The sequence below is a fragment of the Mesorhizobium sp. WSM4836 genome, from assembly GCF_055811815.1.
On sequence record NZ_JBVVQF010000012.1, the window covers coordinates 17,669 to 40,197 of the forward strand.

The 22,529-nt window shown below is 60.6% G+C and carries 21 protein-coding genes and 4 pseudogenes; 16 read left to right on the plus strand and 9 right to left on the minus strand.

Going from position 1 to position 22,529, the window contains the following annotated elements; genetic code table 11:
* Position 1 precedes the first annotated feature (1 nt).
* Together AC0L2P_RS15715 and AC0L2P_RS15720 are read left to right on the plus strand one after the other, a co-directional pair.
* Positions 2–6,463: an RHS repeat-associated core domain-containing protein gene (locus AC0L2P_RS15715; RefSeq protein WP_473502242.1), complete on the plus strand. Its 6,462-nt coding sequence runs from the start codon at positions 2–4 to the stop codon at positions 6,461–6,463.
* A 32-nt stretch (positions 6,464–6,495) separates the two neighbouring features.
* On the plus strand, positions 6,496–7,146 hold the full coding sequence (locus AC0L2P_RS15720; RefSeq protein WP_473502243.1) for a hypothetical protein: 651 nt from the start codon (positions 6,496–6,498) through the stop codon (positions 7,144–7,146).
* 254 nt (positions 7,147–7,400) lie between these two features.
* Here AC0L2P_RS15720 and AC0L2P_RS15725 read toward each other — a convergent pair whose 3' ends face one another.
* Positions 7,401–7,661, minus strand: a complete 261-nt coding sequence (locus tag AC0L2P_RS15725; protein ID WP_473502244.1) for a hypothetical protein — start codon at positions 7,659–7,661, stop codon at positions 7,401–7,403.
* Between the two features lie 133 nt (positions 7,662–7,794).
* On the opposite strand from AC0L2P_RS15725, the gene AC0L2P_RS15730 reads away from it, so the two are divergent.
* The 7 genes and pseudogenes from AC0L2P_RS15730 (at position 7,795) to AC0L2P_RS15760 (ending at position 10,700) form a co-directional block, all read left to right on the plus strand.
* A complete protein-coding gene (locus AC0L2P_RS15730) occupies positions 7,795–8,007 on the plus strand; it encodes a hypothetical protein (RefSeq protein WP_473502245.1) in 213 nt (70 codons plus the stop codon).
* Positions 8,008–8,371: 364 nt separating this feature from the next.
* Complete coding sequence (locus AC0L2P_RS15735) at positions 8,372–8,701, plus strand: hypothetical protein (protein WP_473502246.1); 330 nt, start codon at positions 8,372–8,374, stop codon at positions 8,699–8,701.
* Between the two features lie 164 nt (positions 8,702–8,865).
* Positions 8,866–9,156, plus strand: coding sequence for a hypothetical protein (locus AC0L2P_RS15740; protein WP_473502387.1), 291 nt, complete (start codon positions 8,866–8,868; stop codon positions 9,154–9,156).
* Between the two features lie 304 nt (positions 9,157–9,460).
* Positions 9,461–9,595 (plus strand): annotated as a pseudogene (locus tag AC0L2P_RS15745) (type II toxin-antitoxin system HicA family toxin); the annotation flags it as partial.
* 4 nt (positions 9,596–9,599) lie between these two features.
* Positions 9,600–9,941 carry a type II toxin-antitoxin system HicB family antitoxin gene (locus AC0L2P_RS15750; protein ID WP_473502248.1) on the plus strand — a complete coding sequence of 114 codons (342 nt, stop codon included), beginning with the start codon at positions 9,600–9,602 and terminating at the stop codon, positions 9,939–9,941.
* 103 nt (positions 9,942–10,044) lie between these two features.
* Positions 10,045–10,324 (plus strand): annotated as a pseudogene (locus AC0L2P_RS15755) (type II toxin-antitoxin system RelE/ParE family toxin).
* 76 nt (positions 10,325–10,400) lie between these two features.
* A complete protein-coding gene (locus AC0L2P_RS15760) occupies positions 10,401–10,700 on the plus strand; it encodes a HigA family addiction module antitoxin (RefSeq protein ID WP_473502250.1) in 300 nt (99 codons plus the stop codon).
* A gap of 136 nt (positions 10,701–10,836) precedes the next feature.
* Here the strand turns inward: AC0L2P_RS15760 and AC0L2P_RS15765 are convergent, their stop codons facing one another.
* The gene (locus AC0L2P_RS15765) at positions 10,837–13,227 is read right to left on the minus strand and encodes a transketolase-like TK C-terminal-containing protein (RefSeq protein ID WP_473502252.1); all 2,391 of its coding nucleotides are present in this window, start codon (positions 13,225–13,227) and stop codon (positions 10,837–10,839) included.
* 129 nt (positions 13,228–13,356) lie between these two features.
* Here AC0L2P_RS15765 and AC0L2P_RS15770 point away from each other — a divergent pair, with 129 nt between their 5' ends.
* Positions 13,357–13,842: an Lrp/AsnC family transcriptional regulator gene (locus tag AC0L2P_RS15770; RefSeq protein ID WP_473502253.1), complete on the plus strand. Its 486-nt coding sequence runs from the start codon at positions 13,357–13,359 to the stop codon at positions 13,840–13,842.
* Between the two features lie 103 nt (positions 13,843–13,945).
* On the opposite strand, the gene AC0L2P_RS15775 is transcribed toward AC0L2P_RS15770, so the two are convergent.
* From AC0L2P_RS15775 to AC0L2P_RS15785, 3 genes and pseudogenes are all read right to left on the minus strand, one after another.
* Positions 13,946–14,257, minus strand: coding sequence for a sulfotransferase (locus AC0L2P_RS15775; RefSeq protein ID WP_473502254.1), 312 nt, complete (start codon positions 14,255–14,257; stop codon positions 13,946–13,948).
* A pseudogene (locus tag AC0L2P_RS15780) lies at positions 14,179–15,257 on the minus strand (sulfotransferase). The gene AC0L2P_RS15775 and the pseudogene AC0L2P_RS15780 overlap by 79 nt, the downstream one beginning before the upstream one ends.
* Positions 15,187–15,480: a VOC family protein gene (locus AC0L2P_RS15785; protein WP_473502255.1), complete on the minus strand. Its 294-nt coding sequence runs from the start codon at positions 15,478–15,480 to the stop codon at positions 15,187–15,189. The pseudogene AC0L2P_RS15780 and the gene AC0L2P_RS15785 overlap by 71 nt, the downstream one beginning before the upstream one ends.
* 206 nt (positions 15,481–15,686) lie before the next feature.
* Between AC0L2P_RS15785 and AC0L2P_RS15790 the strand changes: the two genes are divergently transcribed.
* Together AC0L2P_RS15790 and AC0L2P_RS15795 are read left to right on the plus strand one after the other, a co-directional pair.
* Positions 15,687–16,073, plus strand: coding sequence for a hypothetical protein (locus tag AC0L2P_RS15790; RefSeq protein ID WP_473502258.1), 387 nt, complete (start codon positions 15,687–15,689; stop codon positions 16,071–16,073).
* Positions 16,070–16,594 (plus strand): RES family NAD+ phosphorylase, encoded by a 525-nt coding sequence (locus AC0L2P_RS15795; RefSeq protein ID WP_473502259.1) that lies wholly within the window; start codon positions 16,070–16,072, stop codon positions 16,592–16,594. Before AC0L2P_RS15790 ends, AC0L2P_RS15795 begins: the two co-directional genes overlap by 4 nt.
* An 8-nt stretch (positions 16,595–16,602) precedes the next feature.
* On the opposite strand, the pseudogene AC0L2P_RS15800 reads toward AC0L2P_RS15795, so the two are convergent.
* The 3 genes and pseudogenes from AC0L2P_RS15800 to AC0L2P_RS15810 form a co-directional block, all read right to left on the minus strand.
* A pseudogene (locus AC0L2P_RS15800) lies at positions 16,603–16,953 on the minus strand (SMC-Scp complex subunit ScpB); the annotation flags it as partial.
* Positions 16,954–16,998: 45 nt separating this feature from the next.
* Complete coding sequence (locus AC0L2P_RS15805; RefSeq protein ID WP_473502260.1) at positions 16,999–17,631, minus strand: acyl-homoserine-lactone synthase; 633 nt, start codon at positions 17,629–17,631, stop codon at positions 16,999–17,001.
* Positions 17,632–17,704: 73 nt separating this feature from the next.
* Positions 17,705–18,454, minus strand: a complete 750-nt coding sequence (locus tag AC0L2P_RS15810) for an autoinducer binding domain-containing protein (protein ID WP_473502261.1) — start codon at positions 18,452–18,454, stop codon at positions 17,705–17,707.
* A gap of 127 nt (positions 18,455–18,581) precedes the next feature.
* Between AC0L2P_RS15810 and AC0L2P_RS15815 the strand changes: the two genes are divergently transcribed.
* Positions 18,582–18,797: a helix-turn-helix domain-containing protein gene (locus tag AC0L2P_RS15815; RefSeq protein WP_352595442.1), complete on the plus strand. Its 216-nt coding sequence runs from the start codon at positions 18,582–18,584 to the stop codon at positions 18,795–18,797.
* A gap of 27 nt (positions 18,798–18,824) precedes the next feature.
* On the opposite strand, the gene AC0L2P_RS15820 is transcribed toward AC0L2P_RS15815, so the two are convergent.
* Complete coding sequence (locus tag AC0L2P_RS15820; protein ID WP_473502262.1) at positions 18,825–19,061, minus strand: helix-turn-helix domain-containing protein; 237 nt, start codon at positions 19,059–19,061, stop codon at positions 18,825–18,827.
* Positions 19,062–19,231: 170 nt separating this feature from the next.
* Between AC0L2P_RS15820 and AC0L2P_RS15825 the strand changes: the two genes are divergently transcribed.
* From AC0L2P_RS15825 to AC0L2P_RS15835, 3 genes are all read left to right on the plus strand, one after another.
* Positions 19,232–20,005 carry an IclR family transcriptional regulator gene (locus AC0L2P_RS15825; protein ID WP_473502264.1) on the plus strand — a complete coding sequence of 258 codons (774 nt, stop codon included), beginning with the start codon at positions 19,232–19,234 and terminating at the stop codon, positions 20,003–20,005.
* Positions 19,995–21,188, plus strand: a complete 1,194-nt coding sequence (locus AC0L2P_RS15830; RefSeq protein WP_473502265.1) for a M24 family metallopeptidase — start codon at positions 19,995–19,997, stop codon at positions 21,186–21,188. The genes AC0L2P_RS15825 and AC0L2P_RS15830 overlap by 11 nt, the downstream gene beginning before the upstream one ends.
* Positions 21,189–21,382: 194 nt before the next feature.
* Positions 21,383–22,477 carry a threonine synthase gene (locus tag AC0L2P_RS15835; RefSeq protein WP_473502388.1) on the plus strand — a complete coding sequence of 365 codons (1,095 nt, stop codon included), beginning with the start codon at positions 21,383–21,385 and terminating at the stop codon, positions 22,475–22,477.
* The last annotated feature ends 52 nt before the right edge of the window (positions 22,478–22,529 follow it).

Here is a 22,529-nt window from a genome sequence, read left to right on the forward strand (position 1 = left end):
CATGTTCGCAAAGACCTTTGCCACTCTCGCAGCCCTGACCGCCGGCGCCGCAGTACTCGGCTCCCCGGCTCGCGCCGAAGACAAATCAGCGACGTCAATCGTGCAGTTGCCCGCGGCGGGCGGCACCGTCTCGCAAGAGGAGGGCAGCTTCTCGCTTAACAACAACACGGGATCGGCGAACTTCACCTTGCCGCTACCCAACCTGCCGACGCGCGGCCAGTTCGGGCCGCAAATCAGCCTCACCTACAGCCAGTTCGCGGGCGATACCGGCAACGGGCTCGGCATCGGCTGGCAGTTCAACACCCAGGCGATCGCCGTCAATGACGATCTCGGCACGGCCTTGCCCGGCACCAAGCCGGGCGGCGATTTCTTCTCCCGCCTGTCATACATGGGCGCGCGACTCGTCTTTCTCGGAAACCACAACGGCGTCTGGGAGTACAAGCCCGAATACGCCGAGGATTTCGTCAAGATCCTCTACCACACTGGCGCGTTCGACGTCGTTTCGCTCGACCTGACGGGCGGCCTGCACACCGATACCATCCCCTCGGGCTTCGAGGTGATCAATGCCAACGGAATGCGGCTGATCTTCAGCGGCGATCCGTCCGTGGCGGAGGGCAATTTCGATATAGCCGCCCCCTACGTCACGAAATGGCCGCTGGTTTTGCAGCTCAACGCCAACCGCGAAGCCGTCCGCTACGACTACCAGCGTTTCGGTGGACGCAGCTATCTCACAAAGGCCAGCTTCGCCGGCGGCCAGAGTAGCTATCAGTTCGACTTGATCGAGACACAATCGACGCTCGTCAGCCACACCAATGGCAGCAGACAGGAGAACGCCCGGCTCTACGGTAAGATGACAGCCAAGTTTAAGGACACCGTCTACGGCCAATGGTGCATGGGATATGTCGGCCGTGATACCAGTGACACGTCGAAGTTCATCGTCCGGGCGCATCCGGACTGCCTGGCGAAGGCTCAGGCCGACCTGACACCGCTCATCGACACACAGTCTGTCAATGTGCTCGACCAGCTGCGCGTGCTTTATCGCTATGGCGACACTGGCGGCGAGGCGCTGGCGCAATCGACGCTGAAGTTCCCGGATATCCATTTCGGCTATTCGTCGTGGACGAGCGCCGAGCTTGCGTCGCGCCCCGTCGTGTTCGAAGCGCCAAAGATGGCGTTCGCTGGCGACATCCCCCCGCAGAATTTCGAGTTGGCCGACCTCAATATGGATGCGCTGGTCGACATCGTGCAGAGCAAGGATGATGGCGCGACCGTGCATCTTGGCAGCGGCGACCTGAACAGCGCCTTCGGCGACACGACCCAGCTCATCCTGTCGCGTCCGACCGAGGCTGGACTGATGCGCCAGATCGCGCCGCGGCTCACTGACAACCGCTTCGCTTTTGCCGACATCCTTGGTGACAGCTTCGTCGACATCGTCGAAATCGAAGATGGGTTGATGCACGTCTATGACGGCAAGGCCGACGGGACTTTCCCCTATCTCGGCCGCTCGATCCCGCTGCCTGGCGTCTCGCCGACGACATTCGCTGGCGGCAACGGCCGCTTCGCCGACGTCAATATGGACAGCCTGTCTGACATCGTCACGACGCGCCTCAACGCCGATGGCCGCACCGAATGGCGGATATTCCTCAATCTGACACGGCGACAGGCCGATGGCGGTTACAGCGTCAATTTCGGCGCGCTGACCAAGGCGTTCCCATTCAACAGCCAGGACGGCCAGATACTCGGCCGCAACAATGTGCGGATGGTCGACATCAACGGCGACCGGCTGCCCGATCTCGTCGTCATCCGTCCAGCCGACCAGGGCTTCTGCCTCTACGAGAACCAGGGCAACGCCTTCTCGAGGGACTCGAATGCGTTGCTGTTCGGCGATGCCGGGATCAGCGATCCGGTCTGCGGTCACGGCACCTTCTCGAAGATTGGCGGCATGCTGGCCGGCGATAGCCTCGCCACGATGTGGTACATCGACGCCAATGGGGACGGCATCATCGATTTCGCGTCGATGGGCGAGCGCACCGACCAGATGCGCATCTGGCTCGGCTTTGGCGACGGCACGTACCTGAAAGATCCGCTCAGCATCACGCTTAATCTGCGGGTTCAACTAGGCACGTCGACGCAGACCTTCGGTTCGCGCGTCGCCGACATCGACGGCGACGGTCAGAGCGAAATCATCGTGTTCCAGAAGCCGTCCGGCGATGAGGTGAAGCCCGTCGTCGTCATTGACTTCAACCGCACCGACACGATGCAGCTCGTCAAGGCCAACCTGCTCACGGTCGTCGACTTTGATTCCGGCCGGCGGCACGACATTCGCTATGCGACCTCGATCGACGAGATGCTGCGCGACCGCGCCAACGGCCAGCCGACGCGCAACTTGCACTTCCCTGTTGTCGTCGCCAAGCAGCTCGTCACGTCGCAGGGCATACCGGGCCAGGCTCGCGACCAGGTGCAGACGGACGAATATTTCTACCACAACCCATTCTACGATGTGATCAATCGCCGCTTCATCGGCTTCTCGGACGTCGAGAAGGTCGCTTACGGCGACGAGAACGCGGCCGGCCAGCGCGTCACGCAGCGTTCAAGCCTCGATCGAGAACAATATTACACCTTCGCCGAAACGGCGGCTGACCTGAACCTCGCCGGCAAACTGAAGATCCGCAAGACCTATGAAGTGAAGCCCGAGGCGACACTCGTTGCGAGCGCGGAGACAACCGAGACGCTTGATCCGTCGGCGGCGGCGCTGCACTCGCTGTCGACTGCCACGCGCAGCCAGAAGCTGCCGACGACCGGCATGATGCTCAAATGCGAGGCTTCGATCTGGGAAGCCCACCCGAACGGCGATGGCTCGTCCTACCTCAGAAAAGTCAAGGAAACTCTAACCGCGTCCGCCGGCGAGGCCGAACAGCAGGAGCCGGCGGATCCCGAATGCAAGGATCCCGTTAAAACCCAGACCTATACGGATTTCGACGAATTCAATATGCCCGCCTCGGAAACGGTGCAGGTTCGCGATATCCCGGGACCCGCGGGTTTGACCGTCCAAGGCTTTAGCCGCACCACCCAGACCGGGTATGCGCAATCGCGGACCGATCTTGCCGCGCTCGGCATTGTCAACGCCGCCTCCGAGCGCCGCATCCTTACCGGAACGCGACTGCTCAGCCGTGAAAGCTTCACCTATCTAGCCGACGCGGGCGGTCGCATGGGCACCCGCACGCTCGAGGTCTTTTCAGGCCTCAGCAGCTTGCCGGCGTCGCTCGAGCAGTTCCGCAATGCCACCCGCACGCTCACCAAGAGCATGGCCTATGACGTCTTCGGCAACACCACCGCTCTGTCGGACGACCTAGGGCAGACAGAGGCCGTTCTCTACGAGCAGACCGGCACCCTGCCGCTGAGCCACACCAAAATGGCGGGCGGTGCGTCCGAGCTCAACCAGGTCACGTTAATGACCTATGACGGACCACGGGCCGGAGCTGTGCGGACGATGACGACTCCCCTCGGCATGGTCGTCACCAACGACTATGATGCGCTCGGTCGCAGGACGCACGAGGCGGCAGCCGACGGTGCGGAGAAATTCTACAGCTATAAGATCGGCGAGAGCGGCCTGCCCTCACTGATCCTGACATCGAAGCGCCGCTACAAGAGCGCAGCTGAAACGCCGGAAGGCGAGAGCGAGTTCATAGCCGAACTGGCGGCATATAATGCGCGCGGCAACCAAATCGCCGAGCTGGAAAGCGTTGCCGAGGGGGGCGTGCGGGTCCGCAACTTCGCGCTCTACAATCGCAACGAGAAATTGGTGTTCCGCTGGACGCCATTCGTCGTCAGGAGCTTCGGCGGTGTCGAGGACCTGAACCTGCAGAAGGTCTTCGACCTCGGCGACGTTCCGCGCCCGGATCACGAAATCGGCAACGCATATACATACGACGCGGCAGGCCGCATGGTGCGCGAGTCCTATCCGTCGGGTAAGCTTTCCGAGATGACCTTCGGGCCTTGGGGCACCCACACAATCACGACCTATGCCGATCAGTTCGACGGTACAGTGCGGAGCGAGGAATACTCGCTCAGCAACGAGAACGGAGTGACCGGCTTCGTCGCCGCCAACGGCGACGGCGTAATGCATATCTCGCGCTTCGTGCGCGATTCCTTCGGCTATTTGAGCGAGATTTGGCTGCCGGGCGAAACCACTCCTCGACGGCTAGTCTACAATTCGGTCGGCGACATCGAATTCCAGTCAATTCCCGGAATGGGCGACCGGTACGCGTTCTACGACGCGCGTGGCCGGCAATCAGCGATCGCGCGCGTCGGCACGAACGGCGAAGCTTCCGTGCAGACGTCCACGTACGACTTCCTCAACCGCAAGCTCACTGAGGTCGACGATGGTGTCCTCCATCTTGAATACCGCTACGACCGGGGCGTCGACATCGCCTCTGCGGACGGGTTCGAACTGCCGATCGCCTTGCCGCTCGACAAAATAACCGAGGTCATAATCCACGATCCCAATGGCCTGTTCGACGCGGTCGAACGCTACGCCTACAACGCGAATGGCCGTATGACGGCCAACGAGGTGGACATCAACCACGCAAAATATGCCGATCGCTTCCATCACACGCTCGATGGCCGGATTGACTCATCGATCGGCCCACGCGGCCTCGCGTCGAAATTCGCGCTTGGACCGGACAAGAACCTCCGCTCCGTGACGGTATCCCATCCAGACTTCGCCGGCCCGCAGAAAGTGATCGAGAACATCACCTACAATCCGGAAGGACGCATCGAGCGCGTCGACTACCGGCTCGGCGCCTTCACGCAGATGACCTACGATCCCACGACGCTGTTCCTGACGCATATTGTCTCGCAAGCGGGAGGCGTTCCGCTGCAGGACCTGGCGATGGCGTTCAATTCGAACGGCTCGATCACACAGATCGTCGATGCGCTGGGCAGTGGTGCCGGCGGTGCGACCCACGTCGACCGCTCCGGCAGCTTTCACTACGACTTCAAGAACGAGCTCGTGAGCATCGATCGCTACGGCAAGCACGCCGAATTCGGATATTCGCCGGCCGGCACCTTCGCCCGCAATGACGAGCTCGATCCCGGAGCAGGGATTGTCCCCGCGGCAGCCAGCGCGACCGGCCTCATTCCAGCCGGCAGCGCGTCGAAGTCATATGGTTTCGACGGCTTCGGTCAGCTGGCGACGTCGCCGAACCTTACCGGCACTGTCTTCGACATCAACGGCAGGCTCATCCGAGCGCAGACCGCAGCGAACGACGTCTTCTACGGCTACGACCAGACCGGTCGGCGCCTATACAAGAAGGTCGTCACTCCGGACGGATCGAAGCCTGACCAGCTCTATCTCTATCCGGTGGAGACATTCGAGGTCGGCCCAAAGGGCGAGGAGAGCTACGTCAACATTGCCTCGACGAAATTGGTGCGGCTTGAGCACGGTACCGGTAAATGGTTTTACTACCTCAAGGACCATATCGAGAGCAGCGACTATGTGATCGCCTCGGGCGGCACCCCGGTGGAGCAGATGCTCTATCGGGCATACGGAACCGAGCACAAGCCGGAGGTGCTGGCTCCCGCCTGGGCCGATCACCTGACGAATGTTTCGGGTGAGTTGCCGCGCGAAAAGACCCACCATCGGTTCACCGGCAAATATCTCGACGACGATACCGGGCTCTACTACTTTGGTGCCCGCTACTACGATCCGGCCCTTGGCCGCTTCGTCTCACCCGACCCGCTCTATGTCGGCGATCCTGAGCGCTGCACCGGCAACCCGACATCATGCAATCTCTTCGCTTATGCCAACAACAATCCGATGGCCTATATCGACCCGACAGGTCTCAAGGAGATCGTCGCCGGCGATGCCGCCTATCGGCGGCAGGTTGAGGAGGATATCCAGCGTACCGACCCGACTGCCCGAGTCGACAGCAAGACCGGCGAGGTTTCGCAAAGCTGGCTCCACGGCGCCTGGCTCGACGTCAAGGACTTCTTCGTGCCCGGTACTGGAATGGATACAGGGCGCGAGCTCACCAAAAGGATTGTCGACAGCCCAGAAACGGTGACGATTCAGAACGTCGCCGGCCGTACGGGAACCGATCTCGCCGACCCCACGAAGAACCCGATGACGACACCGGGAGGGGCGATCATATCTTACGATCCGGCCGCCGCCCGTATCCGCACGTCGAGCGAGTTCGACAAGTCGACCGGCACGGTCGCGAAAAACCCGGCCGACCCTGGCATCGTGCTTGCCCATGAGCAGATCCACGCTTCCCACATCCAGGCGGGGCAGATTTCCGGCATGGGGCCAGCCACCTACAACGGGCTTGATGGAAAGCCGCATACCTCTATGGACGAGGAAGCGCGGACCGTCGGTGTCGGCGGAACGCCGCGGCCTGACGACATAACAGAGAACCAATTGCGCGACATGCTCGGCATCAAGCCGCGCAACCACTACAACTGATTCGCGGCAACGTAGAAGGACGGAGGCATGACATGCGAAACTTCCCTCTCCTTACGGCGGCCCTGGCCGGGCTGGCGATGCTCGCCACCGCGGGGGCCCTCGCCCAATCCATGAACCCGCAGCTGAAGGAGCCGCAAGCGATTCCGCTCGATTTCCTGACCTGGATCGATCGCGACGCAGATTGGCTGCAGAAGCAAATTGCAGCACTTGGCGGGACTGGAAAGCTCACCATCAATGGCAGCATTCTGGAGACGACAGACCTTGATACCTTGAGGGCAGCGAACCGGATTCGTGCCTTTGCCTACCTCGCGACCAAGGGCCTAAGGCCTCCCTATTTCGATCTGACGATCGCTGCGGGTGATGCGACGGCGCGGTGCGTCACACAATTTCCCCACAGCATAGCGCCAAGCATCGGTCCCATGGATTTCGCAAGGAAGAGTTTCCCGGCTGACGCTGCCGACCAAACCGAACTGAAATCCTGCACCGTCGCGGGTAAGGGCGGAGACTATGCAGGGCTTGACCGGGCGAGCTTTCGAGATCGTTATTTTGACGCGTCAGGCACATTAAAGCCGGAATTCCAGGACCTGGGCTCCGATCCCGCTTTCAAAGCCAAGGCGATCGATGAGGGCTTCTTCCTGACGACGGAGGACTATAGCGGCCAGTTGCAGTTGGACCTGCGGTAGACGGTTGTGGCTGGCCGCGACGGCGAAGGGGCTAGCCAGGCGGCGCGTTCTGGCTGGTGGCTTGCCTCCTGCGCCAGGCACCGCATGGCTCGGCAACCTGTGGACTCTACTGGGTAACAGGTCACTAATATGGCGAGCTGAAGGTGCCGCTCGTGGCATCTCGACTTAACGCGAATGGCGCTTCTAGCCACACTCGACGATGAGCAGCATGTTGGCCTTGGCGCGCCCCAACCTGTCCATCGGCCCCGCTGTGGTCATTTCCGCGTGGAGTAGTTCTCCGGGAGTGGTAGAAGACCAATGTTCGGCATGCGGTAGTCAGGCTCCTTCTCCGCGACAGTGGCCAGCACCTCGTGCAATTTGTCGACCAGCCCACAAAGTTGCCAAAACAACGGGCCGTTTGCTTTCAGGTTGAGTTGCGCAGAAAGCACCGCGTCGCGGAGGCTTAGTGCCTCCCTTATGATCTCCTCAGCGTCCCGAGCAAACAGTCTATCGTACCGGCTTTTTCGTCTGCCCATGCGGCTCTCCTTGGCTGTAAGCACCCGCCCTACGCGCCGTCAAAAAAGGAATATATTCCTCGACAAGTCAATTCGCTATTGACTTTTTGTTCCGTTTTTGTTCTCTTAGCAAAGAAGTTTTGGAGCAACGGCCATGGACACCATTGTGAGACTGGACAGCCGCCGGGAGGCTGCGCTGCAGGCGATCGCCGACAAATTCATCGCCCAGCACAAGGGCGACGCGGTGAAGGGGCTCAAGGAAATGATCGTCAATGGCCGCCTCCAAGACCGTCTTGACGAACTCTCGGCTCCGCGTCGGGCAAACATTAGGAGGAACGACAATGGGCATTATTCGCCTAGACGCTGAAGCCAAAGCTGAACTTCATTCTGAGGCGGTCAAGCTCATCGCTCGATACGACAGCCCCCTTGAGACCGTTAAGGCGCTCATGGCGTATAACTGCCTAGCTTGAGACTCAAATTCTGGCTCTCGCTCACCGGCACCCTGGACTGATAGCGTTCGGGTACGACGACACGCTGCCAATCTTGGGATGAGCCATGGACGTCGCAACGGCCGCCATGCCGCCCGACCGGTATGGTGATGACGGCGAGTGACTCAGGATCTTCGAGGTGAATGAACCCGGACGATTCGCGGCAAATATGCCAACCGGGGCAGCCGAGCCAGACGGTGACGATAGCTCGCTTATTAGCAGCACGATGGGGTCGAGTTGACCATGCAGGATCTTATCAGCTTTTTGGAAGCCAACTCCGCGCTGATGCTGGCCAACCCGGCCGTCTTTGCCAGTTTTGCGGTTCTTTTCGGAGGAGGCGGATTTGCGGTCGGCCGCTATTTGTTGACCGAGCGGCTCGCCAATCTGGAAAGCCGCATTGCCAGGCGTGACGAGGAAATCGCTGAGCTAAAGACTGGGAGGAAAATGCAAGATGACGAGCCGGCCATGGTGCCTATAGTCGGCACTGCTGCAATTAGTCCAATCAGTCGAAGCGACCCTGGAGCTCTGGCCATCGGATGGAGCCCAACGCACCGGCCCGGCAACGGCAAATGAAGAACGACGAGCATACTGAAGGCCAGCCATCCTCTCTCTCCAAAAAGCGCCGAAACTTGTTGTGTCCTTATTGCCTTAGACCCGATGAAAGCCGCGGCCTTGGCCAATCACTATCCAACCGAGCAGCAGGGCAAAGGCCGGATGCCATGCACCGAGTGATACCAATGACACGCCGATCTGTTGCTGAAGATCTCGAAAGCGCAGCTGAGCGCATAGCCGACATGTCTCGCGCGGATTTGCAGATCCTCCTGCGTCGCGCTGCTTTGATGCTCCGAAACGTCGGTGGCGTGCCGCTGGAGCCCGCGACCGCAGATGCACTCGATTCCGTAGCAGCAGAGATGAAAATCGGCAGGCCAGACCTTATTCAGATCATTTTGCGAGAATGGCTGGAAACCAATGCCTATTTGCCGGTTCGGGCGATCGACGAGGAAAGCGAGACGGACGGGAGCGCGTAGCTACCCTCAGCTAAACTCGACGTCCGATCGCTGACCGATTTTCCGTGTCTTTCCAAGTGTCCTGTTCAAAGCGACCGAGAGGTGGAACGCGCAAGCTCTCACCCCGCTGCCGTTCCAGTCCACATAGGAGGCGAAAACGCGATCGAGGCTTTCAGGCTTGGTCCAGTCCTTGGTCCAGCGAGGTTGCGATTGCCTTTGGACGTCAACTTAACTTTTGGCCGTGGGCGGGGCGGATCCGATATCCCCGTTGGCCACTGTCCGTGCAAAGGTTGCCCGCCGGTGGCGCCGCCACCACGGACCCGGCGCTCGAAAAGGAAGTCACGCCCAGTTCAAGACAATGCTAAGTCGGGCCGGGTGACAGTTCCGCATCCCAGGCGAGACATCCCGATCGGCACTCTCAAAAGTATCGAAAAACAAATCCGGCGTGAAGCTGAGGTAGAGAAATGCGCAACTACATCGGACTGATCCACAAGCAAGCGGACAGCGACTTCGGCGTCTCCTTTCCCGATTTTCCGCGCCTGCTGACAGCTGGCGTCAGCCTGGATAATGCCGGCGCCATGGCCGAGGAAGCACTGGCCTTTCGTGTCGAGGGGTTGGCCAAGGACGGCGAGGCCATTCCCGAGCCGTCGTCCCTCGAGAACGTAATGTCTGACAAAGACAATCTGAGCGGTGTCGCCATCCTGGTTCCCTTGAAAGCCGAAGCGGCGAAAGTCGTGCGCGTCAATGTCACCATTCCCGAAGATGTCCTCGATCAGCTGCGCATCAAGATCGATTTCCTGCCTTAGATGGGAGTCTATTGGCAATGAGAAGATTCGTCTCGTCTCGTGATACGTTACTATTGACTGGTCTGAACGTATCATGCGATGATGCTTTAGCTGGAGATGGCAGTTGATACGTTCGTTCAAAGATAGAACCAGCGAGGCTGTTCGGGAGGCAAGGCACCGAAAGGTTTCCCGTCGGACCTCGTCCGTCCCGCTCAGCGGAAGCTGTTCATGATCGACAACGCTGCTGATTGGCGGACCTTAAGACGCCGCCAGGAAACAGGCTTGAGGCGCTGAAAGGCAATCGTGCCGGTCAGCATTCAATCCGCATCAATGATCAATTCCGTGTCTGCTTTCGGTGGGTAGATGGGGCGGCAGAGGATGTAGAAATCACCGACTATCACTAAGGATATCGCGACTGTCGATGCCCTTGGCAAACAACCTAAGCAAACCAACCTATCGCTCACTGCCAGGAGCTTAACAATGTTGAACCTCGACACCCCGATCCATCCGGGAGAAATCCTTCGCGAGGAATATCTCGCACCACTTGGCCTGAAGCCCTATACGCTGGCGAAGAAGCTGCATGTACCGCGCACCCGCATTGAGCGCTTGACGCACGAGGCGACCCCGGTCACTCCGGATACCGCTCTGCGCCTGGCCAAGTTCTTCGGCACCACGCCGCAGTTCTGGATGAACATGCAGGCCAGCTATGACCTCGCCGTCCAAGGCAGAGCGAAGCAGGCCGAGATTGCTGAGATCGAACAGCTCGAAGTCGCGGCCTGAACAGTTTTGCAGTCGCGGCACCCTACTGGAGACGAAGCGGCCTGGAGCCGGCATGGCGCGCACAGCCAACTAAGCGAGGCCGCATCTTAGGCACAATATTCGCCTTCCGGTCTGCAGCAGCCGTGGATGTCATCGGTCAATCCAGCGCGCGCAGATAGCGGATGGGGCGCCCACCAGCAATCCGTTCCCCGGCTGTCGCTATGGAATTGGCGTCGATTCCGAAGTGCCGGTAAAGATCACCGATTGTCCCCGACTGGCCAAAGTGCTCGACGCCGAGACTACGCGTGCGATGGCCGTACACCGAGCCCAGCCAGCCGAGCGCGGCCGGGTGGCCGTCGGCGACGGTGACGATGGCACAATGGGCTGGAAGGTCGGCGAATAGCCGTTCGACATGGCTTCTGGCATGAACAAGCCCGCGTTCGCGTGCGCGGCTTGCCGCCGTCCAGCCTGCGTTCAACCGATCGGCCGAAGTCACTGCCAAAAGACCGACGTCGCGACGATCCTCGGCCATCATGCCGACCGCCTCGATGGCTTCCGGCGCGACGGCGCCTGTATAGGCGACGATGACTTCGGCATTCGGACCCGGATGTCGCAACCAATAGCCGCCGTCGACAACGTCCTGCTCGACGTCCTGCGTCATGGTACGAATGATCTGCTCAACCGGGCGCGTCGAGAGCCGCAGATAAACCGAGCCGCCGGTCTCGTCGCGCAGCCAGGTGCGCTCCGACTGCACGGCGTCGCCGTCGCGCTGCATGTAATCCAGTGCAAAACGCATGATGACGCTCAACTCATCGACGAATGCCGGCTCGTAAGCCGCAAGCCCGTCCTGCGCCATGCCGATCAACTGGGTGGCGATCGACTGGTGCGCGCCACCCTCCGGCGCCAGCGTGACGCCCGACGGGGTGGCAGCAAGGAGAAAGCGCGCATCCTGGTAGCAGGCATAGTTGAGCGCATCGAGGCCGCGCTGGATGAACGGATCGTAGAGCGTGCCGATCGGCAACAGCCGTTTGCCGAAGACCGAATGCGACAGCCCGAGGGCCGACAGCAGGATGAACAGATTGTTCTCGGCAATGCCGAGCTCGATGTGCTGGCCGGATGGGCCGAATTCCCACTTCTGCGCCGACGCTATGCGTTCACTGCGGAACGTATCGGCGAGCGAGCGACGCGCAAAAAGGCCGCGCCGGTTGACCCAGGGTCCGAGATTGGTTGAAACGGTGACATCGGGCGATGTCGTGACGATAGCGTCAGCAAGCGGCCCGCCCGCCCGTGCAATCTCGTCCAGGATCCTGCCGAATCCGACCTGGGTGGAAATGCTGCCCTTGGCTTCCGGGCCGAGGCGATCGGGGACGAGGATGCGTTGGGCGTGCCGGCGGCGTCGGCCTTTCGCGGCAAAAGGTACCGCATCGAGGAAACGTCTGAGATCAAGCTTGCCGATATCCAAGCCCTCGAACGCATCCCACTCCCGCCCCTCACTAATCGACATCGAGCCGCGAAAGACTGCCATCTGATCCCTGGTCATCAACCCCGCGTGATTGTCTTTGTGGCCGGCCAGCGGCAGGCCGAAACCCTTGATGCTATAGGCGATGAAGCAGGTCGGCTGGTCATTGCCGCGCGCCCTCTCGAAAGCTTCGATCAGGCACTGCAGGTCGTGGCCGCCGAGATTTGTCATCAGCGCGGCGAGTTCGGCATCGGACCGCCGCTCGACAAGCGATTTCAGACCCGGCTTTTCGCCGATGTCGGCAAGCAGCCGCTTGCGCCAGGCGCCGCCGCCTTGAAAGGTCAGCGCCGAATAAAGCTGGTTCGGGCAGCCGTCGATCCAGGCCTTCAGCGCCTCACCGCCCGGTTCGTCGAAGGCGGCCCCGAGCAGCGAACCATATTTCAGGATGACCACATCCCAGCCGAAATTCCTGAAGACGCTTTCGAAGCGTTCCCAAAGGCTTTCGCGCACAACGGCATCGAGGCTCTGGCGGTTGTAGTCAACGATCCACCAGCAATTGCGCACGCCGTGTTTCCAGCCTTCCAGCAGCGCCTCGAAGATGTTGCCTTCGTCCATCTCGGCATCGCCGAGCAGCGCCACCATGCGGCCCTCGGACATGTTTTGGTCACGAGCGCCAAGATAATCCTGCACAAGGGAGGCAAACAGCGTCTGCGCGACGCCGAGACCTACGGAGCCGGTGGAGAAATCGACGTCGTCGACATCTTTGGTCCGCGACGGGTAGCTTTGCGCGCCACCGAAGGCGCGAAACGCTTCGAGCTTCTCCCTCGTCTGATTGCCCAGAAGATACTGGATGGCGTGAAACACCGGCGAGGCATGCGGCTTCACCGCGATGCGGTCGTCCGGCCTCAGCACAGAGAAATAAAGCGCGGTCATGATCGTCACAAGCGAGGCCGAGGACGCCTGGTGTCCGCCAACCTTCAAGCCGTCCGTGTTTTCGCGTAGGTGATTGGCGTTATGGATCATCCATGTCGACAGCCAGAGCACCTTTTTCTCCAGCGCCGAAAGTGCCTCCAGTTTTTGTTTGTCCATGCTGCAAGACTCCCGGTTGCGATCGTCGCAATCATAGGGCTGAGCAGAAACCAATTGTCGCTAAACTTGAATGAGATTGGCAGCTGCGTTAGCTGGTTTCGGCAATATCGACCAATGGAGTAAAGTTCCATGCCAAAACGCCGACTGGACGATATCGACCGAAAGATCATTGCCGCGCTGCAGGTCGACGGCAGGATGACGGCGCAGCAGCTTGCCGAGCGGGTCGGCCTTTCGGCCTCGCCCTGCGCCCGCCGGGTCCGCCTGATGGAGGATATGGGGGTGATCACCGGCTATGCCGCGCTGATCGACCAGGACATGGTCGATCTGCCGATCTCGGTGTTTGCCTCAATCAAGCTCGAGCGCCAGCGCGAGAACGAGCTGAAGCGGTTCAATGCGGCAATCGCGCGCTGGCCGGAGGTGGTCGATTGCTATCTGATGACTGGCCAGCGCGACTATCTGCTGCGTGTGGTGGTGCGCGACCTGCACGCCTATGAGCGCTTCCTGAAGGAAAAGCTGACGCGGCTCGATGGCGTCTCCTCGATCGAGTCCAGCTTCGCGCTTGCGCAGATCAAGCGGTCGAACCGGCTGCCGGTCGAGGCCGTCGTTGAAAATTGATGGGACGGCGGTCGCCTGTGGGCGAAAAATGACGCTCCCACAACTCGGGTTCTGACCGTCGTCGCGAGCATCGTCGTGACTTGGCCCATCGCATAGGGTCAGACTAGTTCTGTCCAAAGGCCGACTGAAAGTCCTTGGTGTTGTTGCGATTGGGATAGGACTGGTCCGGTACTGGCACACGGAGATGCCGACAGAGCCGCGTCCATCCATCTCCCAGATCGTGGACGAGCAGCCGACCCGGCGGCACTGTCGCAATGACCGCCCTTACATTGGCTTCGTAGACGGCGATTGCATTGGCGCGATCGTGCGGCCGGCCGCCGAAGACCTGCCTGGAGATCAGGAAGTAAGGCCTAGCGACTCCTGATCCTTGCTCTGGCTGATGCCTGCTAGGATCGTTTTCTCGAAGCTTTGCCACCAGCTTTCCGGCGATCGGTATGTCAAGATGACCCGGGCGTCCGGATAGAATTCAATCAGATCACGCCGATAGTGCGCCGAAGGCCAGTCCATGCAGGACGCGTAGCCCGCAAACAGCTGGTTCCAGTCTGGTGCCGCGCCCTCGCCAGCGCACGCCAAAGCCGCTTCTGGTCTTCATTGGCCATGACTTCGAGCATGTGGTGACAGAGGCCGAAACCAAGGATCGTCAGCGCCTCGCGCATCGAATCCGTTCCTGTCCGGCCAAAGCCCGTTCCGATTACCCTCATCATCACAGTCCCCCGGTTCATGTCTGCTGCCGTCAGATCAGTCGCTTGCGAGCACCATCCGCAGGCGGTTTCCCTCAGGGTCGGAGAGGTCCACCGCCCTGTTCGTTTGCAGCGAGGCACGTGCGCCTCGCCGAGACGTCGCGCGACAGCCCCGAGGTGTTCCCGGCTGGGAAGCACGACGGTAAAATGCTCCAGACCTGCCGCGCCAAGTGGTGGCTGCTTCAGCTCGTCGAGAGCCCAGATGTTGAATGCCACCATGTGCGGACGTTCCTCGGTGCCGCAGTCGAACAGGCCAAACATTGCAGACTGGATATGTGGCTTGAAGCCAACCACGCCGACGTAGAACGCCATCAGCATTTCGGGCGACCGCGCGCGCATATGAATGTGACCGATGAAGGTGTCCGCCGCCAGCGGAACTCTGACACGGTCCCCCGGGTCGAGCTCCTGCAGCAATCGATCGATATCCAGAGGTTCCAGCCCGGAATTCCTTGTTCCGTCCTTGGCGACAAGCGAAACACCGCCGCCAGCCATCTCTTCCGTGGAGGCGAGGCGCCCGGCCGTATCGAAGCAGATCTCGATGCCGTTGCCTGAAGGGTCAGAAACATAAAGGGATTCCGGATCAAATGATCCTGGGCGCTGTGCCTCAGGCCGGAGGCACGCAGCCGGGGGCGACCCGGGCCAATTCCTTGCGTGTCGTGACATGAATGGCGACATGAACCAGATCGCGGGACTTTGACGGCAGGAGGGTTGTTGCTCCGGCGTGCAACACGATAAGGGTCTTGCCGTCGACGCCGAGTTCGGCGATCCGGCCGTCCTTCGTCAGCGTCGAGAGGCCGACCACGTCACTCCAGACCGACAAGGCGGCTGGAATGTCGACCACGCGCAGATGAACCGGGCCGAGACCGGTGTTGTTGGCCAGTATTTCCTGGCTCTTCATCGGCGGTTGTCTCCCTGCAGCGCTGGAACATTAGCTGTGAAAAATATGCCTTTCTTGCGCATAGTTCGGGTCGACCGCTCCAGACGCGCCTGCGACATCCGGCGCGGCCATGGGGAAGGACGAGCAGTGCACTGCCAGGCTCTGTTCACTTGCTATGCCTAGAAATGTGCATATATTGTGCCTATGGGAGAGGTCGGAGATTTGTCATGGCCCACGCGCAGTTCGCACGTTCGAAAGTGATCTCAGGTTTTGTCGACAGCCTGCAGGAGCCGCGAACGCCTTATATCTCGCCGAAGCGCCTGTCGCAGGCGCTGGGCGTGAAGGTGGCCAACCTGGCGCAGTTGACCGGCGTCCATCGCAACACGCTCCGTAACCCATCATCGGAGCGACTGCAGGGTCGGATGCGTGAGATGGTGAAGGTGATTTCGGCCGCAACGGAACTCACCGACGACGTCAAGAAGGCGATCTTTTGGTACCGCAATGAACCGATTGCCGACTATGGCCATCGTACGGCTGCCGAACTCGTCGCGGACGGCCAGGTCGAGGCGGTTCTGGCCTTTATCCGGGATCTCGAGAATGGAGCGCGTGGGTGAAGATCACCCGACTCGGTCCAGACGAGATCTTCCATCGCTATCTGACACCCAAATGGGCTTTCCTACCCACGAGTGGCGCAGGAGCAGCGATCGACGGCGGGCGCTTTAATCGAGCCGGCGTCGAGGCGCTTTACCTGTCCCGCGCGCCTCAGACGGCGTTGGAGGAATACAAGCAGGGCGCTAGCATCACCCCGCCCGCCACCCTTGCCGCCTACAAGATCACGCTTTCCGAGATCGCCGATCTTTCGCAGGGGTTCGATCCAAATGCCTGGGATAGTGTCTGGAAGGAATGGGATTGTGCCTGGCGCCAGATCGCTCGCATTGACAGAAATATACCTCCATCCTGGAAGCTTGCAGACGTGGTCATTACGACCGGGCTTCGCGGTATCCTGTTTCCGTCGCTGCGCCATGCCGGCGGCACCAACTTGGTGATCTTTTCAGCCAACCTTCTCGAAGGCGACAAGGTCGCGGTCCATGATCCCGATCACCGGCTGCCGCACGATCAGTCATCGTGGCCCTGAGTTGTTAGCTATCGTAAGCAACCCGTTTTTCGATCAGTCCAGGGCGCCTCATCCTCAACGACGCCTGTCGTTGGCTCGCCCTCTTCGCTGTCGCCCTCCCCCCGGCCAAGACCGGTCGGTATATCCTCGGCCAGCAGTGTCTCCTTCGACAGCAGCCCTGCGTCCTCGAGCGCCTCGAGATCCGGCAGCTGGCGCAGCGTGTCGAGCCCGAACTGCGACAGGAACGTCTTCGTCGTGACATAGGTGTGTGGCGCGCCTGGCTGCGGGCTGCACGCTCCCGAGGCGGTAAGGTCCTGCGCGCGCAGCACGCCGATCAAGTCGCGCGACACCTCCTTGCCGAAAAAGCTCGACAACTCGCCCATGTTCGTTCGAGGCGTGACGCCTCAAAAGCGGACGGCCCGCGGTCAGGCCAGCCGCTTGAATGGCGTTTCGGCCCAAAGCACTGCGTCAGTTATGCGATAAAATTGTTGCGTCGCGGCCAAGGCAGACGGGCCGACGTCGACCATCACGCCGATGATGGTCATGTCGTCGCATTTGAATGAAGGTCCAAGCTGCCTTGGGCACCAGCCGATCGATGCCAGGCGGTCGAACCAGTAGTCCTCGCAGACAATCGTCAGATTGCTTATGCCGCTTTGAATGCAGAATTCCAGAATTCCGCAGTAGATCACGCCGGCGGCCTGGCAGGGTCGGCCGGGCTCGCGAAAATCCCGGGCTACGAAGAATCTCGTCCACTCATAGATATCGGCTCGGCGCGGAACGCCACCGTCGGCAAGTTGTGGAAAAATTTCGCTCATCAGATGCGGTCTGACGCTCGGCACCAGGCGGGATCCGGCAACGACACCTCTTCCCGGCTGGATGCCGAGCAGATGAATTGCTTTTGGCGTATCAAAGAGATCGATCTCGCGACTGTCGGGGCGCCTCAGCTCGTGCCAGCCACGTTCATCGACGTAGATTTCATGTCGCAGGCGGAAGTAACTGTCGAGATCTCCTCGATAGGCAAAGCTGTTTAACGCGTCGACGACGTGGACCTGAATCATTGCGGTTCCTCGAGATGGAACCCCATCCGATCACGCGACGATTGCCCATGAAATACCCAGATACGAGGATGGATCAAAGTTCGATTTCGCGCCTGCGATAAGCCTCGACGATGGCGTGCACGACATTGGCGGTGCTGAGCTTTTGCTTGATGTTGCGCAGGTGGGTCGTCACTGTGTTTTCCGAAATGCCAAGTATTCGGGAAACTTCCCATGCGGTCTTCCCTCCCGCGACCCACTGCAGGATTTCACGCTCCCGTTGGGAAAGCTTTTGTCTCGGCCGCCTGAGCGAGCTGCCAACGAGTCGTTCGGCAGCTGAGTAGGCATGGCGCGCAAGGGCATGAACGGTGCAGCGCACCGTCGGCGCCAAATCAATTTCGCGTCCGGCAACCGTTACGCAGGCCGGATCGCCAAATGAAGCCTGGATTGGGATGCAGATCCCGTCCCAAAGCCCAAACTCTTTTGCCTCATCCATCACCTTCCTGGCATTGCCGTTCGTCAAGCCGTGATGGACGTCCCTCCAAAGGAACGGCCCGATCGCACCACGGCACAAAGCAACGCAAGGGTCATGACGATAGTGCCCGGCAGCCATGTAGTGGTCGTACCATTCCCCCGGCCAACCGTTGACGAGGATGTGTCCATCCAGAGATCCGGTGTCCTGGCGTGGCAATTCGGTGACGAGACAGGCTGCGTAGCCGTGACGTTCGATGCTCTTGCGCAGTTGCCGAATGATTTCGGCGACGCTGCTTGCACGATCAATCAGCGCGGTTGCTTCAAAGATTTGCGTTAACTGGTGCTGTAAGACGCTCCCATGAACTGCCGGCATTTCACGCCCCTTCAATGTACTGAGACAAAGAAAGAATAAATGAGTTAGCCCCGACCGCAACATGCGGCATGACGTTTGACTACTATAGTAGGTGGCACTAAAGGGCACGTTCTGACTGCCTCGCCGCATGAGGCTGAGGTCGGTTTTTGCCCGCAATCTGAGGTTGCTTCGCCAAGGTACCGGCTTGTCGCAGGAACAGCTCGCGGACCTTGCCGGCCTTGATCGCAACTATGTCGGAAAGCTCGAGCGAGAGGAGAACTCACCGACCCTCGATACTTTGGAGGTACTGGCGTTGGCCTTGCAGGTTGACGTGGAGCAGCTCGTCCGTCGCAACTCGCCGTGATCCACCGGCCAGGAGGCCAGGGAAGGATCAGGATTTTCTGCTGCGTCGGCCGCGTGGCGTCACGACTGGAGCGTCCTTGCCTGGCCGCTTGGTCAATTCCTCGAGGTCGACGCTCAATGCAGTGGCAAGCTTTGCAAGCGACAGAAGTGTCGGATTGCGCCGGCCGGCCTCCAGACCACTCAGATAGGCGCGCGTGAACCCTGAACGGAACGACAGTTCCTCTTGAGAGAGGGCTTGTGCGCGCCGAATCCTCTGTACGTTCAAGCCGACAACCACCCGTAGGTCCATGACGGCATGGTCGTCGCTGCGTACACTTTAGGACGACACACTATAGTGAACATTCGTCATTGACAGACGCCGCCATTGCTGCTTTTCTCATCATATTACGGAACACCATTCCGAAATAAGGAACGCTAGTGACAGGAAATCTTTCGTTGGAACGTGGCCTTGCGGTTCTCAATGTCCTCAAGGAAGCGGACGAAGCAGTCGGGGTGCGCGAACTCGCCCGCCGGCTTGAGCAGAGTGCTCCCGCCGTGCAGCGAATTCTGAATACCCTGGCAGAGCAGGGCTATGTCGAGCAGTCGCCAGACTCGCGGCGCTACCGGCTCGGTCACTCCGTCCTGGCGCTGGCGCGGAAGGTCATGGGCAGAGATCGCCTGGTTGGCTTGGCAGAAATCGAACTGCAGGCGCTGGCCGCCGAAGGCTGCTTCAACGCATTCCTCGGCATCAGACGGGGCAATCGCGGAATTTATCTCCTGACCGTGCAAAGCAAGAGTCCGGTCGTCATTCGCTCGTCACCCGGCGAAACGTTCCCCTTGCACTCCACCGCCTTGGGCAAGGCACTCCTGATGGAGCTGAGCGGCGAAGCAGTTGTCGGAATTCTCGGACGGGGTCCGCTGGAGCAGGTTGCCGTACGCACCGTCACGGACCCGCACAAACTCGTGGCTCAGATCAGAGCCTCCGAACCTATCGGCTACACAACCTCCCTTGACGAGAACTTTACCGGGCTGATCGCGGTCGGCGCACCACTTCGCGATGCATCAGGCATGATCATAGCAGCGATAAGTGTGGCCTACCCCCGGTCTGTGGGGCCGCATGTGGAGATCGCCGACGTTGGAGAGGCAGTAATGGCGGCTGCGGCGCGCATCTCTGCCGGTCTCGGCTTTCCGGAAGCAAAACAGGCTCGGGATTCCCACCATGCTGCTTAACGAGGCCCGCCTGAAACAATGCATGACGGCGGCCAGGCTTGATGCCGTAATAGCCACGACGCCGGAAAACGTGACCTATATGAGCGGCTTCTGGGCTCTGCCGCAATGGATCCGTCGTGGCCCGCAGGCCTATGTGGTGTGGCCGGGTCCTGAAAAGGGCACGCCTGAAATCATCGCCAGCACCAGCACCCTTGACCTCCTTGCCGATCAGGAAGTCTGGGTAAGCAAAGTGCGGCGCTACGGCGACTTTTACGCCGATGTCGGTTCCTCGACCACCGGTGACCGCGCGAATGAACGACACCTCGAGCTTCGCGACCTGCCGAGGCATGGCGATGCCATTGCGGCCTTGATCGCCGCATTGGAAGAAACCCAGCTCGGCCGTGGGCGGATCGGCATAGACGAGGCGGGGCTCGCGCCAGGATACCAGGAAACCCTCAGAGCCCATTTTCCCAATGCGTCGTTCCTGCCAGCCACCGCGTTGCTTCGCGAGGTTCGCGCCGTAAAGACGGCAGCTGAAATCGAACGGCTCGGCCAAGTTGCCCAGATTGCCGAACACTCCATTCAAGCAGCACTCGCCGTTGCTAAGGAAGGCGCCACCGAAGCAGATCTGGCGCGGGCTTTTCACGTCAGGACGGTAGAGGAAGGCGCCCTGCCCGTCCTGGGATGCATCGGCTTTGGCGAGCGCAGCGCTCTCATGAACGTCCAGCCGTCTGAGCGCAAGTTGCGTGCTGGAGAAATCATCCGCTTCGACGTAGGTGGCCGGTTTCGGCACTACCGCGCCGACATTGCCCGCATCGCCACGCTTGGCGAGCCGCCGCCGCAGGCGCATCGGCTTCAGCAGGCGCTGCTGCGCGGCGTTCAGCATGCCTGCGACATTATCCGGCCCGGCATGCCGGCAGCACAGCTCTTCGAGACGGTGGTGCGCGTGGTTCAGCGCGAAGGAATTGCCCAGTACGAGCGCGATCACGTCGGCCATGGCATTGGCCTTGATGGTTATGATGCGCCAACGCTCTCGGCGCGCAGTACAGACGTGCTTGAAGAAGGAATGGTGCTGTGCGTGGAGACCCCCTACTACGAAATCGGCCGCTGGGGACTCCAGGTGGAGGACATGGTGGTTGTTCGCCAGGGCGGAGTGGAGCGGCTGACGCAGACGAACGATGCAATCACCCGGGTGCCGTCATGAGCCGCGCGGCAGGCTTTTCCTGTATTCGATGCGGCGCCTTGTTCCGGATCGATACCAAAATCGACTCACGCGGCTGCCCGATATGCTGCGCCGAGGCGCCGGCCAATCTTAAGGTCGTCTACGATCCATCCGCAGCCACATCGGCCGCTTCCGCAGCGGGTGCCGCGCTGCCCTCGCTCTGGCGCTATGCCGACATGCTTCCTTGTGGGCTCAGCGATGCAATCTCCCTGGGCGAGGGCCTGACGCCGCTGCTGAGCGCCGAGAGGCTGGGAAAGCAGCTAGGCGTCCCCAGGCTTCTTATCAAGGACGAGGGCGCAAACCCTACGTGGTCCCACAAGGACCGCTTCTCGACCGTGGCGGTGTCCATGGCACGTTCGAGTGGCGCACGCGTGGTGGCGACTGCTTCGTCGGGAAACGCCGGGGCCTCACTTGCCGCCTATGCCGCACGGGCGGGCCTGAAATGCGTCGTTGTCACATTCTCAGGCACCGCCGGCGCAATGCTGGCGCAGATCCGCAAATACGGCGCAAGCGTCGTATCCCTGGCCGACAAGTCCCATCGCTGGCCATTGCTTGCCGCTGGTGTCGAGCGCCTCGGATGGTTTGCGACATCCCCGTTTCACGGCCCCGTGGTCGGCAGTCATCCGGTCGGAATCGAAGGCTACAAGACCCTGGCTTACGAGATCGTCGAGCAGATGCACGGAGCCGTGCCGGACTGGTGCGCCTTGCCTGTTTGCTATGGCGACGCGCTTGCCGGGCTCTGGGCGGGATTCAAGGATCTTCTCAGCCAAGGCAAGATCGATCGGTTGCCGAGGCTCTTGGCGGCGGAAGTGCACGGATCTTTGGCCAAAGCGCTTGCCGGCAAGGCCGATCTGGTCGCCGAGGTTCCCGCGGGTTTCGACACGCTTGCCATCTCGATCGGCACCACACGAAGCACGTTTCAGGCGCTCAAGGCGCTGCGTGAATCCGGCGGCATGGCGATGCCGGTCGGCAACTTCGGCCTGATAGACCTGCAGCGGCAGCTTGCGGCCAGCGAGGGAGTGTTTGCCGAGCTTGCCTCGGTGACGCCATTTGCAGCTATTGAGTCCTTGAGACGCGAGGGCACGATCGCGCAGTCGGACAGCGTCGTTGCCATCGTGACAGCGAGCGGGCTCAAGGATTTGGATCGTTCGACCGGCGCGGACCAAGCACAAAAATCGTTTTGGTCAGTTGCCGACGCGTGGAAACACCTTACCGGGGACTGTAACTATTTCACGCCCTCTCATGAACAACGCGCGACCAAGATGTCCTGAAGGGAAGATAGAGACGATCATGAACAGATGCGATTTCTGATCGACTGATCTC

Excerpts from the sequence above, each read along its gene's own strand:
- AC0L2P_RS15735 (WP_473502246.1), top strand. The coding sequence starts at position 8,372 with ATGCAGGATCTTATCAGCTTTTTGGAAGCCAACTCCGCGCTGATGCTG.
- AC0L2P_RS15815 (WP_352595442.1), top strand. The coding sequence starts at position 18,582 with ATGAGGCTGAGGTCGGTTTTTGCCCGCAATCTGAGGTTGCTTCGCCAA.
- AC0L2P_RS15790 (WP_473502258.1), top strand. The coding sequence starts at position 15,687 with ATGGCCCACGCGCAGTTCGCACGTTCGAAAGTGATCTCAGGTTTTGTC.
- AC0L2P_RS15835 (WP_473502388.1), top strand. The coding sequence starts at position 21,383 with ATGCTTCCTTGTGGGCTCAGCGATGCAATCTCCCTGGGCGAGGGCCTG.
- AC0L2P_RS15810 (WP_473502261.1), bottom strand. The coding sequence starts at position 18,454 with ATGCCGGCAGTTCATGGGAGCGTCTTACAGCACCAGTTAACGCAAATC.
- AC0L2P_RS15750 (WP_473502248.1), top strand. The coding sequence starts at position 9,600 with ATGCGCAACTACATCGGACTGATCCACAAGCAAGCGGACAGCGACTTC.
- AC0L2P_RS15805 (WP_473502260.1), bottom strand. The coding sequence starts at position 17,631 with ATGATTCAGGTCCACGTCGTCGACGCGTTAAACAGCTTTGCCTATCGA.
- AC0L2P_RS15830 (WP_473502265.1), top strand. The coding sequence starts at position 19,995 with ATGCTGCTTAACGAGGCCCGCCTGAAACAATGCATGACGGCGGCCAGG.
- AC0L2P_RS15765 (WP_473502252.1), bottom strand. The coding sequence starts at position 13,227 with ATGGACAAACAAAAACTGGAGGCACTTTCGGCGCTGGAGAAAAAGGTG.
- AC0L2P_RS15720 (WP_473502243.1), top strand. The coding sequence starts at position 6,496 with ATGCGAAACTTCCCTCTCCTTACGGCGGCCCTGGCCGGGCTGGCGATG.
- AC0L2P_RS15760 (WP_473502250.1), top strand. The coding sequence starts at position 10,401 with ATGTTGAACCTCGACACCCCGATCCATCCGGGAGAAATCCTTCGCGAG.
- AC0L2P_RS15730 (WP_473502245.1), top strand. The coding sequence starts at position 7,795 with ATGGACACCATTGTGAGACTGGACAGCCGCCGGGAGGCTGCGCTGCAG.
- AC0L2P_RS15740 (WP_473502387.1), top strand. The coding sequence starts at position 8,866 with ATGACACGCCGATCTGTTGCTGAAGATCTCGAAAGCGCAGCTGAGCGC.
- AC0L2P_RS15770 (WP_473502253.1), top strand. The coding sequence starts at position 13,357 with ATGCCAAAACGCCGACTGGACGATATCGACCGAAAGATCATTGCCGCG.
- AC0L2P_RS15715 (WP_473502242.1), top strand. The coding sequence starts at position 2 with ATGTTCGCAAAGACCTTTGCCACTCTCGCAGCCCTGACCGCCGGCGCC.
- AC0L2P_RS15785 (WP_473502255.1), bottom strand. The coding sequence starts at position 15,480 with ATGAAGAGCCAGGAAATACTGGCCAACAACACCGGTCTCGGCCCGGTT.
- AC0L2P_RS15725 (WP_473502244.1), bottom strand. The coding sequence starts at position 7,661 with ATGGGCAGACGAAAAAGCCGGTACGATAGACTGTTTGCTCGGGACGCT.